The organism is Flexilinea flocculi (genome assembly GCF_001192795.1).
Lineage (GTDB): Bacteria > Chloroflexota > Anaerolineae > Anaerolineales > Anaerolineaceae > Flexilinea > Flexilinea flocculi.
Genome location: NZ_DF968181.1, coordinates 19,164 through 35,620, shown reverse-complemented (window position 1 = coordinate 35,620; position 16,457 = coordinate 19,164). Strand labels below are relative to the sequence as shown.

Sequence of the window (16,457 nt, the reverse complement as noted above, 5' to 3'; positions counted from 1 at the left end):
TTAATAAGAAAAAAGATGGCTGAATATTCTTTTCGAAGCCCCATACAATCACGCTTCAATTTACGAGAACGCAAAATTATTCTGTTCTTTGGAGATTTTTTTGTGACCATCCTTGCGTTATTGATCGCATTGGTCACCTGGGCTCATGGTGATGATTGGCTCGGATTATCGCCACAGTTTTTTGCAGAACGACCAGAAAACTGGTTTTATATCCTACCGTTTATTTGGCTCCTTTTTATGGCTCCGTTATACGATTCCAACCGATCCGGCTCCATATCTTACACGCTTAGTTTTATTTTTATTGCCAGTTTAATCGCGTTTGGTTCTTATTTAATCCTTTTCTTCGTTTCTCCCCCGAAAGCGCTTCCCCGTCGCGGTGTCGCAGTTTTTCTAATTTTTGCACCTATCCTGTCAATCCTGTGGAGACTTCTTTATATCCGCATTTTTACTTTGCCTGAAAATTTATTAAACACCTTGATTGTCGGAGCAGGGAAAGCCGGGTCCAGAATTGCGGAAATTATCTACACCACAAAACCAACTCCTTTTAAGGTTATCGGATTTCTGGATGATGACCCGAATAAAATCGGTAAAATAATCTCATCCTATCCGGTTTTAGGGGATTCAAGCGCCTTTTTTGAAATAGTCGAAAAATATCAGATCTCACAGGTGATCATGGCAATCAGTAACCGCATGAATCCTAATCTGTTTGAAGCGCTAACGATGGCAGAAGAAAAAGGACTGATTGTCACGACCATGCCAACTGTATATGAAGAAATTCTGAAACGATTGCCGGTATATTTGCTTGGAACCGACTGGATGGTTCGCAGTTTCTACGATCAGGCACATTCCAGCGCGCTGCAGGAACTTGCAAAAAGGCTGCTGGATATCATTTTTGGATTTTTCGGGACACTTTTTTTCATCGTTCTTTTCCCATTAATCTCTTTACTGATCCTGATCGATTCCGGCAGGCCGATCTTTTACACACAGGAACGTCTGGGTCTGCGCGGAACACCTTTTCGGATCCTGAAATTTAGAACTATGATTCAGAATGCCGAAGCAGATGGAATTGCAAGGCCGGCATCCGCTCACGACAACCGAATAACACGCATCGGAAAATTTTTACGAAAAAGTCATCTGGATGAAACGCCGCAGTTTATTAATGTATTGCGGGGTGATCTTAGCCTTGTAGGTCCTCGTGCTGAGCGGCCGGACATTATTGTTGATCTTCAAAAAGAAATTCCGTTTTATCGAGGCAGATTGCTCGTTCGACCGGGAATCACAGGCTGGGCTCAGATCAATTACGGATATGCCTCCGGAGCTGAACAAAACGCTATCAAACTGGAATATGACCTTTACTATATTAAACATCGGAACCTGATTTTAGATTTTTCGATTCTTTTACGAACCTTCAGCACGATTTTTGGATTGAAAGGGAGATAGAATTTTTTTATGGCGCTCCATTTGAGGAAAAATCTGCGGAATCGTTATATCTTTCTGATTGATGTGATGTTCATCGTAATTTGTGTTTTTGGGAGCTACTTCCTGCGTTTCGAACTTGGAGCTGCATTCCAGAAATATCTTCCATCCACTCTTTGGATGGTTGCTGTCTCTGTTTTAATCAAACCGGTTGTATATTTCCTTTTCGGGATGTATCGCCGTTTATGGAACTACGCCAGTATTAACGAATTAAAAGGCATCATCATCGCCGTAACGTGCGCGTCTGCGGTTGTTTCGGCGGTCTTGATCATTCTGGCTGCGTTCAGAGTCTTTATCGGATTTCCAAGGCTGGTTCTGATCATTGATTGGATGTTGTCACTGTTTGCAGTCGGCGGTGTCCGTTTCTCTTTGCGCTATCTGGCTGAGATGGAGAATAATACAGTCAGTAAAGCTCGCAACGACGTAAAAAGGGCTTTTATCATCGGTGCCGGTGACGCCGGCGCCTTAGTTTGCCGTGAGATCCAGAAAAATCCGCAATTGAATGTGAATCCGGTCGGATTCATTGATGATGACCCCAAGAAGTTGAATCAGGAAATCTATGGTATCCGTGTTCTTGGCAATCTGAATGATTTGAGCCGTCAAATTGACCGCCATCATGTTACAACCTGTTTCTTCGCAATCCCAAGTGCACCGGGGCGTACAGTTCGCCTGGCATCCGATGCCTGCCGCGAAAAAGGGATTTCTTTCCAGACAATGCCCGGTATTTATGAATTATTAGGCGGGAAAATATCCTTCAGCAAACTGCGTGAAGTCGAAATTACCGATCTGCTGCGGCGTGATCCGGTTAAGCTGAATCAGGACAACATCGGGACAATTTTGACCGGCAAGATCGTCCTCGTCAGCGGTGCAGGCGGTTCCATCGGCAGAGAATTATGCCGTCAAATTGCACGCTGGAATCCAGTGGAGATTATTCTTCTGGGACATGGTGAAAACAGTATTTTTGAAACGCTGATTGAAATGCGCGAGAATTATCCGGATTTGCCGATCAGTCCGGAGATCGCTGATATTCGGAATTTGACCAGACTGGAAGAAATTTTCGAAAAACGACGGCCAAATATCGTTTTTCATGCAGCAGCGCACAAACACGTTCCTTTGATGGAAGTCAACGCGGAAGAAGCTATCACCAACAACATTCAGGGAACCTGGAACATGGCAATCACTGCCAGTAAAAATCACACAGAACGATTCGTCATGATTTCCACAGACAAGGCAGTGCGGCCAGTTAATATAATGGGGGCATCCAAACGCCTTGCAGAAAATGTTGTGCTGAATGAATCCAAAAAATCGGAGACAAAGTTTACCGTTGTGCGTTTTGGAAATGTTTTGGGCAGCCGCGGCAGTGTCGTTCCCATCTTTAAAAATCAGATCAAAAAGGGCGGTCCTGTCACCATAACGCATCCTGAAATGCAGCGTTATTTCATGACGATCCCCGAAGCAGTCTATCTGGTGCTGGAAGCGGCAGGACTTGGCTCGAATGATGAAACATTCGTCTTGAATATGGGCAAACAAATTCGCATTCTGGATCTGGCAGAAGATTTAATCCGGCTTTCCGGATTGGAGCCAGGACGCGATATTGAAATTAAGTTCACCGGAATCCGCGCAGGTGAAAAACTGAGTGAAGATCTGTGGAACGAAGGGCAATCGCTTGAACCGACTGCTCATCCGGATATTTTTAAATTAAACAGGGATGACCTCCTAAGCGATCGAGAGCTTACAGAAGTTATCGAAAAATTGACAACTTTTGCAAAAGAAGGAAGAGACAGCGAAATCCGGCAATATCTGAACGAAGTAATACCGGACTCAAATCTGGTCAGCATGCAGACAACGGACATGTTCACTGTATAAAAAGACTTAGTCATCCTTATGACACAAATAAACGCTCAACAATGGCAAGCTTTGCTTGCAAAGAATACGAATGCTTCCATACTACAGACCGCGGAATGGGGGAAATTAAAAACCGCATTCGGTTGGGAACCGATTTATGTCGCTAATGAAACTGCAGGCGCAATGGTCCTTTTCCGTAAATTGCCGCATCACATTCCCTGGTTCACGATCGCTTATATCCCGCGCGGACCCGTCTCATTCTCCCAAGAATCACCGGATTATCAGAATCTCTGGCTCGAAATCCATCAAATATGCCGAAAACGGCATGCAATTTTTTTGCGTGTCGAACCGGATGAATGGCAAAATTCTCCTCAAGCAGAAATCTTGTTACAAAGCATGAATGGATTCCAACCCGGTTTCGCGACGATTCAGCCTCCGAATACTATGGTTATTTCGCTGGCAGGCACAGAAGAAGACTGGCTCAACCGGATGAACCAAAAAACACGCTATAATATCCGGCTTTCCCAAAAGAAAGACCTTGTTGTCGAAGAATCGGATCAGATCGCCGCTTTCTCCCATCTCATGGAACAAACCGGCGATCGTGACAATTTCGGCGTACATACCCCGACTTATTATCAAAAATGTTATGACAGTTTTAAACCTGGAAACACAGTGCACCTTCTGATGGTTTCCTTTGAAGGGAAACCGCTTTCAGCGCTGATGCTGTTCATCCGCGGGAAGCGCGGCTATTATTTATATGGAGCTTCTTCGAACGAGGAACGTAATCGGATGCCAAATCATTTGCTGCAGTGGACTGCCATGAAAATGTGCGCACAATATGGCTGCACAGAGTATGACTTATGGGGAATTCCAGACGAATCCGAGGAAACACTGGAATCGCAGTTTCAGAATCGCCAGGACGGACTTTGGAGCGTCTATCGCTTTAAACGCGGATTTGGCGGAGAAATTCGCCGAACCGTTGGAACACTGGATTTTTCTTATATACCGTTGTTTTACCGGTTTATTGCTGCTGTATCCAAAAGGAAAAAGCGATAATGAATACTGTTTCATGGAATCAACTGATCGCTGATCTGCCGGGAGCATCCATTCTGCAAACTTCCGAATGGGCGGAAATTAAAAGAAATGTTGGATGGGAACCAGCATTTCAACAATGGAAAGACAAAGACGGAAAAATTGAAGCAGCAGCAATGATCCTGAAAAAACCGCTGGGATTAGGTAAATCGTTCTGGTATATTCCACGTGGTCCGCTGCTGGACTGGAACAATCTGGCGCTACGCGATCGTGTCATCGATGATATTCTCCGGAAAGCAAAAGAAGAGCATGCCATATTTCTGAAAATCGATCCGGATGTACCGGTTGGTTTTGGCATTCCGAACTCGGATTCATATCAGCCGATTTATGCCGGAAACACACTATTGGGAATGTACAAAAAGAAAAGCTGGCATTTTTCGGATCAGCAAATCCAGTTTGCCAACAGTGTCTGGATTGACCTGCATCGGTCTGAAGAAGAGTTGCTGACTGCCATGAAACAGCGCACTCGATACAAGATCAGATTGGCTGAGAAAAAAGGCGTCATTGTCCGTATTGGAACTCCGTCAGATTTTGAAGAAATTTATGCTATGTATGCGGAGACTTCTTCTCGTGACCAGTTTATCATCCGTGAAAAGAGCTATTATCTGGATGTGTGGAATCGGTTTTTCTCCGCCGGGATTTTAAAACCGTTGATCGCAGAAGTGGATGGCGAAGCTGTTGCAGGACTGATGCTTTTTATCTATGCGCAAAAAGCCTGGTATATCTATGGAATGTCTCGCGATCTCCATCGCGAAAAAATGCCCAATTATCTGTTGCAATGGGAAGCTATCCGAACCGCCAAAGCAGCCGGAGCTGCAGTCTACGACCTCTGGGGTGCGCCAGACCATTTTGATGAGAACGATCGCATGTGGGGCGTCTATCAATTTAAGAAAGGGCTTGGAGGATACGAAGTGATCACGCCGGGCGCCTGGGATTATCCGTTAAACAAGCCCATTTACCGATTGTTTGTTAAAACGCTGCCAAAATTTTTAACATATTTGAAGAAGAAAAATCGTAATACTTCTGTAAACTGATTCTTCCAGTTTTTCAGATAATTTTCCGCAATTAGAACATGAGTTTCTCACTTTTTGAAACAAAATCCCTTTGACACTCAAATTTGGAGATTTCTGGGCACAAAATCGAGATACCCGGGAGTACTACCATGTCGATCTGTCATTGCGATCTTAAAGAAGCAATCCATTTTCTGCGTGATATAATCCCAATCATGAATATCTTCAACCGGTTCAAACTGAATCTCGACATAACAGCAGGAATCGGAACTGCTTTTCTGCTCGCCTTAGGCGGAGCTGTGCTGGCATTTTTATTAGGTGTGAATGCCATCAAAAAAGGGAACCGTATTGTCTACTTCCGAAAACGTCAGGCTATGGTCTCAAGAGGATGGCGTTTGATTCTGGTCTCGATGCTGCTTGTCGGAGCCGCATTTGTCTTGAACAATTTTGGCGAATCCGCGATATATAGTATTTTTCCACCTTCACCCACCATTACAAATACACCGACAGTTACTTTAACCCCGACAATCACACTTTCACCGACTGTCTCATTAACCCCAACGATTACCAATACACCTTCCATCACCGATACACCTGCATTTCCAGAGTTCCTGAAACCACTGAGCACATCTGAAACATCGCCTGGTGAAGCTCTGATTTTCAGCCCGATTCAATTCACGCGTGAATTGGGTGATGACGGGATGCCGATCGAATCGCTGGAAATCTTTGAAAATCCGATCCGACAGATCATCGGTTTTTTCAGCTTTGACAAAATGATCGCCGGCGGACAGTTCTTTTTTGTCTGGTATCGTGTGGATGACAGAATGGTCGTATGCAGTTCCGCGACAACAGAAGGAATCAGTACGGGCGGTTACGCATCGGCGATCTGCGCACCCGACGATTCGGACATTTGGCTTCCCGGAGAATATGAACTCCAAATTTTCGCCGGTAATCAGTGGTATACATCCGGACGATTTCAAATCAGCGGAATGCCGTTGACGAAAACGCCAACGATTACACCAACATCCACGATCAGTCCTTCACCGACACGAACTTATACGCATACGGCTTCTGCGACTTTTACGGCAACTGCTACAGCAACAGCTACGATCACCAGAACACCGACAGTCACACGCACGCCGACCATTACACGGACACCCAGTCTGACCTGGACTCCATCCAGAACAGTATCACCAACAAACACGCGAACACCCACGCCGACATGGACACCATCCAAAACGCCAACGATAACTTCTACAATTACAATGACACCGACAAAAACGGCTACCCGTACGCTGCGGCCGACAGATACACGCATACCGACGCTCACCTTAACCCATACTGCCACATTATGGCCGACCAAGACACTGCGGCCGACCGACACATCCCGCCCGACATTGACGAAAGAACCATGAAAACGATCCGAATCGATTGCCACCTCCATACCGAATATTCTCCGGACTCAATCTCGCCGATAGAAGATCTGGCAGATCAGGCTCGAAGAATCGGGCTGGATAAGCTGATCATCACCGACCATAATACGATTGCCGGCGCTATGATCCTGAAAAAGCGTTATCCGGATTTTGTGATTGTTGGAGAGGAAATACAAACCACTTGCGGAGAAATCCTGGCATATTTTGTGGAAGAAGAAATCCCGCCATGGTTGGAACCGGAAGAGGCTTTTCAACGACTGACTGCTCAGAATGCGTTCATTTCGCTCTCTCATCCGTATGCTTTTTCTCGCATGGGCTGGACAGAGCCAGAAATGCTGCGATATCAGCCCTATCTGGATGCCATCGAAACCGCCAATGGGAGAAACACCCCAAGATTGAATCAAAAAGCCGCCGATTTCGCAAATGCGCATGGCTTGGCAGCTACAGCCGGATCAGACGGCCATGCAGTACACGAATTGGGCAGAATGGGATTAGAATTACCGGATTTTCATACAGCGGATGAAATGCGGCTGGCGGTCCGGGAAGCGACTGTTTTCGGTGACGAATCGTCGCTACTGGTTCGATTTTATTCCCGGAAAGCCGTGCTATTAAAAAAATTGCATCTTAAATAATATGATAATCAGCGCCAGCCGCCGAACCGATCTTCCGGCATGCTATTCAGATTGGCTCGTCAAACGTTTTCAAGAAGGTTTTGTCCTGGTCAGGAATCCGTTTCGTTTCCATCAGATCAGCCGCATCAGCCTTTCGCCGGAAGTCGTGGATGGCGTTGTTTTCTGGACAAAAAATCCACTGCCATTGATACCAAAATTGGATGCTTTTCAGGAATATGCGTACTATTTTTTGTTTACGCTTAATTCCTATGACCGATCTCTGGAACCCGGAATACCTCCAAAAAAAGAAGTCCTGATCTCTGCATTTAAGAGATTGTCCGATCAAATCGGACCGGATCGGGTAATCTGGCGTTATGATCCGATCATCATCAGTGAATCGTATTCCATTGCGTATCATCTGGAGAATTTTGAGCGGATCGCTCATGAACTGAGCGGATACACGCATCAATGCATCATCAGTTTTCTTGATTTTTACCGTGATACGGGAAAAAATCTGGCTGCTTTCCATTTGCATCCATTTTCGGATGAAAGTCAGCGCATTTTGGCAAACAATCTCGGGAAAATAGCCAGAAGCAACCGTCTGGAGCTCTGCGCCTGTGCTGAAAACATGGATCTATCAGCGTTCCAGATTCAGCCTTCCCACTGCATCGACAGTCAATTGCTGAGTAAACTGGCTGGATATCCGGTTTTGGCTGAGAAAGATAAAAATCAACGCAAGGAATGCGACTGTGCAGCTTCGATCGATATCGGAACCTATAACACCTGCCGGATCGGCTGCCGCTATTGCTATGCGGTTCATCCCGGCAACAGGAGATTCCTGACAGATCAAACGCATGATTCGAATGCGCCGCTTTTGTTTGGAGAGGTGTCCGCACAGGACATCATCACGGATCGCAGCGTCCGCTCCTGCAGAATCGGCTGACGCTTTTCATCAACGGATGATGATCTGAAATGTTCTGAATATGACAGCACAGATATTTTGCCATTAAGGACAGATGGGGTCGTAATATGAACAAACATTCGAAATATGGAGAGAATTTTTTTATTGATTAAGTCGAATAGCAATTAAATATAACCAATTACTGAGATTTCGGGAAATACCTTGACTTAATGTTAGGGTGGATTAAAATAAAGTGACTCCATCAAGGAGATGTTGGCGCGATGGCGGAATAGGCAGACGCAACAGACTTAAAATCTGTCGGTGGTAACATCATGTGGGTTCGACCCCCACTCGCGCTACAAGAAACGATCTCTGAAACATGAGATCGTTTTTGTATTCGTATGTTACCCTTAATGTACCTCTGCAAATTTTCGCAGTGGATGGATGTATTGAAACACATTCATATTATTGCCATCAATAGGGCCGAAGCATCCGCCTCGAGAAATCCTGGAAAAGCATAGCAATGATTGGCGGATGCTTCGCCCCACTCTGCGATTTCAATCCAATTTTTTACCAATTTGCACATTTTCGATGTCAATATCGTTATAATATTTTCAGTCATTCAATCATCAACTCCGGCGACTTTGGCAGAAGCGCATGATGATTGTCACACTTGATTCCCATTCTTTACAATATAATCAATATATCCAACGTATAAAAACACCTTTCGACAAACAGGAGTATTTCATGAAGTTAGAAGAAGAACGAAATCTGATTGTAGAGTACGGTAAGAAATTGATAGCCTCCCAATTAACGACCGGATCCGGCGGAAATCTCAGCATTTTCAACCGGAAAGAGAACCTGATCGCCATCAAACCCTCCGGCATGGATTACCTGCTGATGCAGCCGGAAGATGTGGTGGTTCTCTCTCCGGATGGAAGCATTGTTGAAGGCAGCCGTCAACCCTCCAGCGAGACAAAATTCCATCTGGCATTATTGAACCGCCGCACCGACATTAATGCCGTGGTGCATACGCATCAGGTTTATGCCACAACCATAGCCTGTATGAACTGGGAACTGCCGGCAGTGCATTATCTGGTCGGTTTTTCCGGTAATAAGGTTCCGCTGGCAAAGTATGCCACCTACGGTTCACAGGAGCTTTCGGATAACATTCTGGAAGCCATCGGGAATTACAACGCCTGTCTGATGGCTAATCACGGTATAGTCACAGTCGGAGCCAGTATCCTTTCAGCCTTTGCCGTCGCCGAAGAGATCGAACTGGTCGCAAGGCTCTATGTGCAGTGCAAGAGCATGGGCGAACCGGTCATCCTGTCAAAAGAAGAAATGGTCGTAGTCGGAGAAAAATTTAAAACCTACGGACAACGCAGATAAATCAGGACTGTCCCCCTGATCCTTGTGTATCCAGCATTACGAAATCTACATAAGAAATTTTGAATTCATCGAGAGAACGCTTTATTGGTGATTTTTGCGCTGAGTGCAAAAACAACAGAACCTTATGATATTCCAAATTATTAATGTGTGTTTCGATTTTTTCGGCAGATCGAGTCATTTGGACTCTATCATAGTAGCAACAATAGATAAAAGGAGAGTTTTATGAATAAGAGGTTTTTGTCAAAATTATTGGTTGTTTTCGCTGCGCTTTGTGTGCTGACAGCAGGTGTCGTTATGAGTGTATCCGCTGCGGATGAACCATACGAAATCGCCGTAGTTGTAAAAATCACCGGTATTCCTTGGTTCAATGTCGTGGAAACAGGCGTTGACAGGGCAGCTAAAGAATTGGGCGTCAACGCCTATCAGACCGGTCCGGCACAAGCGGATCCGGCTGCGCAGGTTAAGATTGTTGAAGATCTGGTCGCCAAGGGTGTCGATGCAATTGCTGTCGTCCCGAATGATGCAAAAGCACTCGAACCGGTCTTTAAGAAAGCCAAGGAAAAAGGAATTCTGGTTTTAACCCATGAATCACCGGATCAGGTTGGAATCGATTATGACTTTGAACTGATTGACAACGTCAAATTCGGACAGCAGGCTTTCGATCAGCTCGTTGCCGCCATGGGTGATTCCGGCGAATATGCCATTTTTGTCGGCGGATTAACCGTACCGCTCCACAACTTCTGGGCTGACACCGGAATTGAATATGCGAAAGAAAAATATCCGAATCTGAAACTGGTCACCGATCGCATTCCTTGCGGTGAAGATCAGGAACTTGCCCGCCAGAAGACACTGGAACTGATTAAAGCCTATCCGAATCTGAAGGGTATCGTTGGTTTTGGCAGTCTCGGCCCGATTGGCGCTGCCCAGGCACTGAAAGAAAAAGGTCTGGCGGATAAAATTGGCGTTGTCGGTACTGTGATTCCTTCTCAGGCAGCCCCGTATTTGAAAGAGGGTTCGCTGAAACAGGGAATCCTGTGGAATCCATCTGATGCCGGCTTCGGCATGGTCTGGCTGGCAAAATACATGCTGGACGGCAATAAAGTTGAAACCGGAACCGAAATCCCCGGAATCGGCAAAATCACAGTTGAAGGAACATTGGTCAAGGCAGATGCGATCCTGTCCATCACTGCCGAGAATGCGGAATCACTGGGATTCTAATTTGTTTGTACGGAGCTTCATTCCGAATCGGAATGGGGCTCCATTTTTTCGTCCAGACGTCTGCGTTCAGTCTTCCTTTCAACCCGATGAAGGGAAGACTGTATCAAAGGTTTTTTCTTTTTTTTTCAACAGCAGTTTTTCGCAATTTGGAAAAGCTTTTCGAAAAATAATTGTTGATGTGTTGTTCTGCATTTCTGAAAAAAACCAGTGATTTTTCTCGTATTTCAGATCGCTGTTTCGGCGGTCGTCCTATTGCAGACGTTTTTTCGTATTGTTCTCCGATAATTTCATCATGAGGTTTTTGAATGGCAGAACCTTTTCTTTCATTAAAGCAGGTCAGCAAACATTATGCCGGTGTGACAGCGCTGGATAAGATTAACTTCGAAATCAACCCCGGGGAGATTCATTGTCTGGCCGGTGAAAATGGATCCGGCAAATCCACCATGATCAAGATCATCTCCGGAACTGTCAAAGCAGACTCAGGATCTGTGATTGAAATCAATGGCGCTCCGATTCAATCCATGAACGCGATGGACGCCATCAACCGCGGTATCCAGGTCATCTATCAGGACCTTTCCTCCTTTCCTAACCTGACCGTTGCAGAAAATATCGCACTGGATTATTATGTCGCCAATCATCGAAAAGTCGTCAATTGGAAAGAACTCAACCAGATTGCAGAAAGAGCGCAATCCAGAATCGGCGTACATCTGCCGCTGGATGCCAATGTAAACGAAATTTCCATCGCCGATCAGCAACTGGCAGCTATCTGCCGAGCGTTAACGCGCGATGTTAAGCTATTAATTATGGACGAACCCACATCTTCCCTGACCAAACGTGAAGTCGATTCACTGCTCGCTGTTGTGCTGGAGATGAAAAAAAAGGGGATATCCACCATTTTTGTCAGTCATAAATTGAATGAAGTTCTTGAGATTGCCGACCGCGTCAGTGTGCTGCGGGACGGGAAAATGATCGGCACTTATCCTGCCAAAGAACTGGACAATGACAGCCTGACATTCCTGATGACCGGGATGAAGGTTGAATATGAACCATTTCAATTTGCCGGAAAATTCGATCATCCCATCTTAGAATTGAATCATGTCTCCAAAAAAGGAGAGTATAAAGATGTCTCATTCGAACTTTTTCCAGGAGAAATTTTAGGATTGACCGGACTGCTGGGTTCCGGGCGTACAGAACTGGCGTTGTCAATTTTTGGCAAAACGAAACCGGATCAGGGAGAAATCCTCATTAATGGACAGCCGGTAAAAATCAACTCTATTCAGGACGCCCTCCGATACGGGATCGCCTATGTTCCGGAAGATCGATTGATTCAAGGACTGGTGACTACGCAATCTGTCGGACAGAACATCATTTTAACGACACTGGATCAAATGACCACTCGCCGCCACTTTTTGGACGCGGTAAAAATTCGTAATAGCATTGAACACTGGGTCAAAGACCTCTCGATTAAAGTACCATCGGTACAATCGCCGGTTCAGACGCTTTCCGGAGGAAATCAACAGCGGGTCGTCCTCGCCAAGTGGATTGCTGCTGATCCGAAAATTCTTATTCTGGACGGTCCAACCATCGGCATTGACGTGGCTGCAAAACGTTCCATCCATGAAATCATTCGCAGTCTTGCAAAAAGAGGAATTTCGGTCATCATGATTTCTGAAGAAATTCCAGAAGTTTATCATAACTGCAGCCGGATCCTCGTTATGCACAAAGGTAGCCTGATGAAGACATTTATTACCCAGAATACATCGATTGATGAAATCCAGAATTATGTCAACGGTACGGTCTAATGATTAACCATTTAAAATATCGACCGACATTTCGAATCAATCGAGAAAATATGAAGTTTTTCTATTTTTGCGCTGCATGTAAAAATCGAAGAATATCAGAGAATCCTCTCCATATTTCCAATTGCTGTTTTATGGTCTCCCTATGAAAAAAATACTTTTTCGACACGAATCTTTTCTGGCATTTGCCATCATCCTCTTTTCGATCATCATTACACTGATCAATCCAAGCTTCTTCACACTGGAAAACTTCTTTGATCTGTTAAAGAGTTTCAGTCTGACCGGCACCTTTGCAATCGGGATGTTGTTTGTCCTGATATCCGGCGGAATTGATCTGTCATTCACCGCCATTGCGACTGTGTCAGGGTACACGATCGCAGTGCTGCTGCTGAATATGGGCGATCGGCTGAATATCTTGCTAATTTTCCTGATTGCCGGTGTGATCGGAGTATTATTAGGAATCCTGAATGGCGCTATTATCGATATGTTCAAGATTCCCAGCATGATCACTACGATTGCCACATCCAACATCTTCTATGGATTGCTGACAGTCATCACAAAAGGTAAGTGGCTGTACGGATTCCCGACCTGGTTTGGCGACTTTGCTCAGATTCGGATTATCACCCTTCGAACTGCCGAAGGCTGGCCATATGGCCTTTCCATCATCACGTTAATCTGGATTGTGCTGCTGTTGGCTGCCTGGTTTATCCTGAAATTTACCGTACTGGGGCGCAGTATCTATGCGATGGGGAGCAATCCGGTTTCCGCTCAGCGCGCCGGTTTTAATTTACGGCGGCTGCATCTTTTTGTTTATGGGTTTATGGGCTTGATGGCGGGCTTCGGCAGCGTCATCCAGGCATTGCTGGTTCAGACCGTGGCGCCGAATTCGCTGGTTGGAAAAGAGATGGATGTCATCGCAGCTGTTGTGCTGGGAGGCGCAAGCCTGACCGGCGGAACAGGTACCGTTCTCGGTGCGCTGCTCGGTGTGACACTGCTTGGCATTTTGGGAAACGGGATGACGCTGATGCACGTACCCTCGCTCTGGTATAAAGTCATCATTGGTGTCGTGATCCTGGTGAGTGTCAGCTTTACGGCATACCGCCGAAAACAATCGATACGAAAACGCGTTATTACCGAATAAAACGGATCCGGAGGCTTTTTCCATATGACCAAAAAATTTTCTCAAATCCATGTTTTACTCATTGTGATGGTAATTGTCATCCTCACCATGTGGACTCTCACCGGATCTGATTTCTTGAATCCAGGCAACTTCCAATCAATGGCATATCAGATGCCTGAGCTTGGAATTCTCACATTGGCGATGATGATCCCCATGCTGACCGCCGGCATCAATCTTTCCATCATCGCCACTGCCAATTTATCCGGAATCGTTATGGCATTGATCCTGACGTCCGAAACCTCACTGCAGGCTACAGGCTGGCAAAGTATTTTAATCGTGGCAGGAGCCATCCTGGTCGGATTTCTCATTGCTGCGCTGATCGGAGCCATTAACGGATTTTTCATCGCTTATCTGGATCTGCCGCCGATCCTTGCGACATTGGGCATGATGGTCATGCTGAATGGCATATCCATCGTCATCACGCAAGGATATGTCATATCCGGATTTCCGGAAGCGATGCTGGAAATCGGCAGCGCAGATATTCTCGGAATTCCAGTCCCATTTCTGCTGCTCCTGATCTGTGCCGGAATTGTTTCATTGGTGCTGAATCGAACACCGACTGGTACCAGAATTTATATGATCGGGTCCAATCCGGTCGCCTGTTTTTACTCCGGTGTAAACAATAAAACCGTGTTGTTGCGAACCTACATCCTTTCCGGTATCCTTTCCGGAGTAGCAGCCGTCGTGATGACTTCCCGCTTCAATTCTGCCAAAGCAGATTATGGAGAATCGTATCTGCTGCTGACCGTTCTGGCATCGGTTTTGGGAGGCGTCAGCGCATCCGGCGGATTTGGAAAAGTCGCTGGAGTATTGGTTTCTCTGATCATTCTGCAAATGGTTTCCAGCGGTTTGAATTTGATGGGAATCAGCAATTTCCTGACGCTGGCTTTATGGGGCATTATTCTGCTGCTCGTGATGATTTTAAAATTCCTGATTGAAAAATTCCAACAGAAGAGGGTTTGAATATGAATGTTCTTTTAGGTATCGACCTGGGAACCACCAGCCTGAAAGTAAGCCTGTATTCAGAAACAGGATTAAGAATCGGTTCGCAATCCCGGGAATATCCCATCCAGGTACCCCAGCCCGGATTTGCAGAACAGGATCCGCTGGACTGGTGGAATGCCTTTATCAATTGTTGTCAGCAATTAAAAGCGGATTATCCGGAAGCATTTGAGCAAATCGCAGGAATCGGAATCTGCGGTCAGATGCATTCGCAAGTGTATCTTGATCAGCATGATCAGATTTTGCGCCCCGCTATCTCCTGGATGGATCAGCGAACCGCCTCCATTGCTGAGCGTTATAATCGGGATGCTTCCATCAAGGATTTGATTTTTGAAAATACATCGAACACGGCATCGACGACCTATTCCGCCATGCATATCCGCTGGGTGAAAGAAAACCAGCCGGAGATTTGGGAGAAAACGGAAAGCATTCTGATTGCCAAAGATTATCTGAAATTTCGATTGACCGGTCAAAAGGCCACCGACTATTCCGAAGCCAGCGGCACACTGCTTTTTGACAATCAAAGAGAAAAATGGTCTCAGGAAATGTTCGATCTATTCGAGATTCCTTCACAACTGATTCCGGAAGTCTCGGCATCGGATGTCATCATCGGCACTGTTTCCGCTGAAGCGGCAAAGATCACCGGACTGCGTGCCGGAATCCCGGTGGCAAACGGCAGTACAGACAATTCCGCATCTGCCTTCGGCGCGGGCATGATCTCATCCAGCCAGGTAACGCTAATTATTGGCACCGCCGGCGTGATCACCGTTTGCTCCGATAAACCATTGATCGATCATCTGGACCGCACGCTATGCTGGCATTATTGTCTGCCAAAGCATTGGGTGACACTGGGAATCATGCAAACTGCGGGAGAATCGCTGCAATGGTTTAAAAACAGCTTTGATCCACCAGATGAAACAGGAACGGAATCAGGTGATATTTTCAACCGTTATAATGAATCGATCCGGAATGTACCGGATGGCAGCGACGGACTGATCTTTCTGCCCTATCTGAACGGGGAACGCACGCCATATTGGGATTCCAATGCGCGCGGAGTGTTTTTTGGCATTAATCTGAAAACTGAAAAATCGCATTTCATCAAGGCGATCATGGAAGGCGTTTCCTTTGGCTTGCGCAACAACATTGAGACGGTTGAGTCGCTGGGCATCCAAATCCAGGATGTTCGAGCTGTCGGCGGGGGTTTAAAGAGCCAGGTTTGGCTGGATATTCTCGGTAAAATCATCCGCAAACCGATTACCACGATCTCCGGTCATGACACTGCCAATCTTGGAAACATCATCTTATGCGGAAAAGCAATCGGTTTATATACTTCGTATGCGGAAACCATTCAGCAGTTGGTGAAAACAGACCGGACAGTCGCCTACCCGGACGGATCTGAGATCTACGAAAAACAGTATCCGTTGTTCCTGGAGCTCTATCAGGATCTGAAACCAACTTTTAAAAAAGCTGCAGGTTGATCGATCGTTTGCAGGGGCGA

General features: G+C 45.9%; 13 protein-coding genes and 1 tRNA gene. All 14 read left to right on the top strand.

All coding sequences use genetic code 11. The annotated features are described in order from the left end of the window. Positions 1 to 102 precede the first annotated feature (102 nt). The 14 genes from ATC1_RS05185 (at position 103) to xylB (ending at position 16,437) form a co-directional block, all read left to right on the top strand. Complete coding sequence (locus ATC1_RS05185) at positions 103 to 1,440, top strand: sugar transferase (protein WP_172667722.1); 1,338 nt, start codon at positions 103 to 105, stop codon at positions 1,438 to 1,440. 9 nt (positions 1,441 to 1,449) lie between these two features. Continuing rightward, positions 1,450 to 3,342, top strand: a complete 1,893-nt coding sequence (locus ATC1_RS05180; protein WP_062279047.1) for a polysaccharide biosynthesis protein — start codon at positions 1,450 to 1,452, stop codon at positions 3,340 to 3,342. An 18-nt stretch (positions 3,343 to 3,360) separates the two neighbouring features. Next, positions 3,361 to 4,377 carry a lipid II:glycine glycyltransferase FemX gene (locus ATC1_RS05175; protein WP_062279046.1) on the top strand — a complete coding sequence of 339 codons (1,017 nt, stop codon included), beginning with the start codon at positions 3,361 to 3,363 and terminating at the stop codon, positions 4,375 to 4,377. Next, positions 4,377 to 5,447, top strand: a complete 1,071-nt coding sequence (locus ATC1_RS05170; RefSeq protein ID WP_062279044.1) for a lipid II:glycine glycyltransferase FemX — start codon at positions 4,377 to 4,379, stop codon at positions 5,445 to 5,447. The genes ATC1_RS05175 and ATC1_RS05170 overlap by 1 nt, the downstream gene beginning before the upstream one ends. Positions 5,448 to 5,575: 128 nt before the next feature. Continuing rightward, complete coding sequence (locus ATC1_RS14910) at positions 5,576 to 6,838, top strand: hypothetical protein (RefSeq protein WP_062279042.1); 1,263 nt, start codon at positions 5,576 to 5,578, stop codon at positions 6,836 to 6,838. Then, the gene (locus ATC1_RS05160) at positions 6,835 to 7,488 is read left to right on the top strand and encodes a PHP domain-containing protein (protein WP_062279041.1); all 654 of its coding nucleotides are present in this window, start codon (positions 6,835 to 6,837) and stop codon (positions 7,486 to 7,488) included. Before ATC1_RS14910 ends, ATC1_RS05160 begins: the two co-directional genes overlap by 4 nt. A 1-nt stretch (position 7,489) precedes the next feature. Further along, positions 7,490 to 8,410, top strand: a complete 921-nt coding sequence (locus tag ATC1_RS05155) for a DUF1848 domain-containing protein (RefSeq protein ID WP_062279039.1) — start codon at positions 7,490 to 7,492, stop codon at positions 8,408 to 8,410. Between the two features lie 233 nt (positions 8,411 to 8,643). Next, positions 8,644 to 8,727: transfer RNA gene (locus ATC1_RS05150), tRNA-Leu, on the top strand. Positions 8,728 to 9,115: 388 nt separating this feature from the next. Continuing rightward, entirely contained in the window at positions 9,116 to 9,760 is a 645-nt protein-coding gene (locus ATC1_RS05145) for an L-fuculose-phosphate aldolase (RefSeq protein WP_062279038.1), read from the top strand. A 222-nt stretch (positions 9,761 to 9,982) separates the two neighbouring features. Beyond that, entirely contained in the window at positions 9,983 to 10,978 is a 996-nt protein-coding gene (locus tag ATC1_RS05140; protein WP_062279036.1) for an autoinducer 2 ABC transporter substrate-binding protein, read from the top strand. 305 nt (positions 10,979 to 11,283) lie between these two features. Beyond that, the gene (locus ATC1_RS05130; protein WP_062279033.1) at positions 11,284 to 12,780 is read left to right on the top strand and encodes a sugar ABC transporter ATP-binding protein; all 1,497 of its coding nucleotides are present in this window, start codon (positions 11,284 to 11,286) and stop codon (positions 12,778 to 12,780) included. Positions 12,781 to 12,922: 142 nt separating this feature from the next. Continuing rightward, entirely contained in the window at positions 12,923 to 13,918 is a 996-nt protein-coding gene (locus ATC1_RS05125) for an ABC transporter permease (RefSeq protein WP_062279031.1), read from the top strand. A gap of 24 nt (positions 13,919 to 13,942) precedes the next feature. Then, positions 13,943 to 14,920: an ABC transporter permease gene (locus tag ATC1_RS05120; RefSeq protein ID WP_062279030.1), complete on the top strand. Its 978-nt coding sequence runs from the start codon at positions 13,943 to 13,945 to the stop codon at positions 14,918 to 14,920. A gap of 2 nt (positions 14,921 to 14,922) precedes the next feature. Then, complete coding sequence (xylB, locus tag ATC1_RS05115; protein WP_062279028.1) at positions 14,923 to 16,437, top strand: xylulokinase; 1,515 nt, start codon at positions 14,923 to 14,925, stop codon at positions 16,435 to 16,437. Positions 16,438 to 16,457: the final 20 nt, after the last annotated feature.

Excerpts from the sequence above, each read along its gene's own strand:
- ATC1_RS05180 (WP_062279047.1), top strand. The coding sequence starts at position 1,450 with ATGGCGCTCCATTTGAGGAAAAATCTGCGGAATCGTTATATCTTTCTG.
- ATC1_RS05175 (WP_062279046.1), top strand. The coding sequence starts at position 3,361 with ATGACACAAATAAACGCTCAACAATGGCAAGCTTTGCTTGCAAAGAAT.
- ATC1_RS05170 (WP_062279044.1), top strand. The coding sequence starts at position 4,377 with ATGAATACTGTTTCATGGAATCAACTGATCGCTGATCTGCCGGGAGCA.
- ATC1_RS14910 (WP_062279042.1), top strand. The coding sequence starts at position 5,576 with ATGTCGATCTGTCATTGCGATCTTAAAGAAGCAATCCATTTTCTGCGT.
- ATC1_RS05160 (WP_062279041.1), top strand. The coding sequence starts at position 6,835 with ATGAAAACGATCCGAATCGATTGCCACCTCCATACCGAATATTCTCCG.
- ATC1_RS05155 (WP_062279039.1), top strand. The coding sequence starts at position 7,490 with ATGATAATCAGCGCCAGCCGCCGAACCGATCTTCCGGCATGCTATTCA.
- ATC1_RS05145 (WP_062279038.1), top strand. The coding sequence starts at position 9,116 with ATGAAGTTAGAAGAAGAACGAAATCTGATTGTAGAGTACGGTAAGAAA.
- ATC1_RS05140 (WP_062279036.1), top strand. The coding sequence starts at position 9,983 with ATGAATAAGAGGTTTTTGTCAAAATTATTGGTTGTTTTCGCTGCGCTT.
- ATC1_RS05130 (WP_062279033.1), top strand. The coding sequence starts at position 11,284 with ATGGCAGAACCTTTTCTTTCATTAAAGCAGGTCAGCAAACATTATGCC.
- ATC1_RS05125 (WP_062279031.1), top strand. The coding sequence starts at position 12,923 with ATGAAAAAAATACTTTTTCGACACGAATCTTTTCTGGCATTTGCCATC.
- ATC1_RS05120 (WP_062279030.1), top strand. The coding sequence starts at position 13,943 with ATGACCAAAAAATTTTCTCAAATCCATGTTTTACTCATTGTGATGGTA.
- xylB (WP_062279028.1), top strand. The coding sequence starts at position 14,923 with ATGAATGTTCTTTTAGGTATCGACCTGGGAACCACCAGCCTGAAAGTA.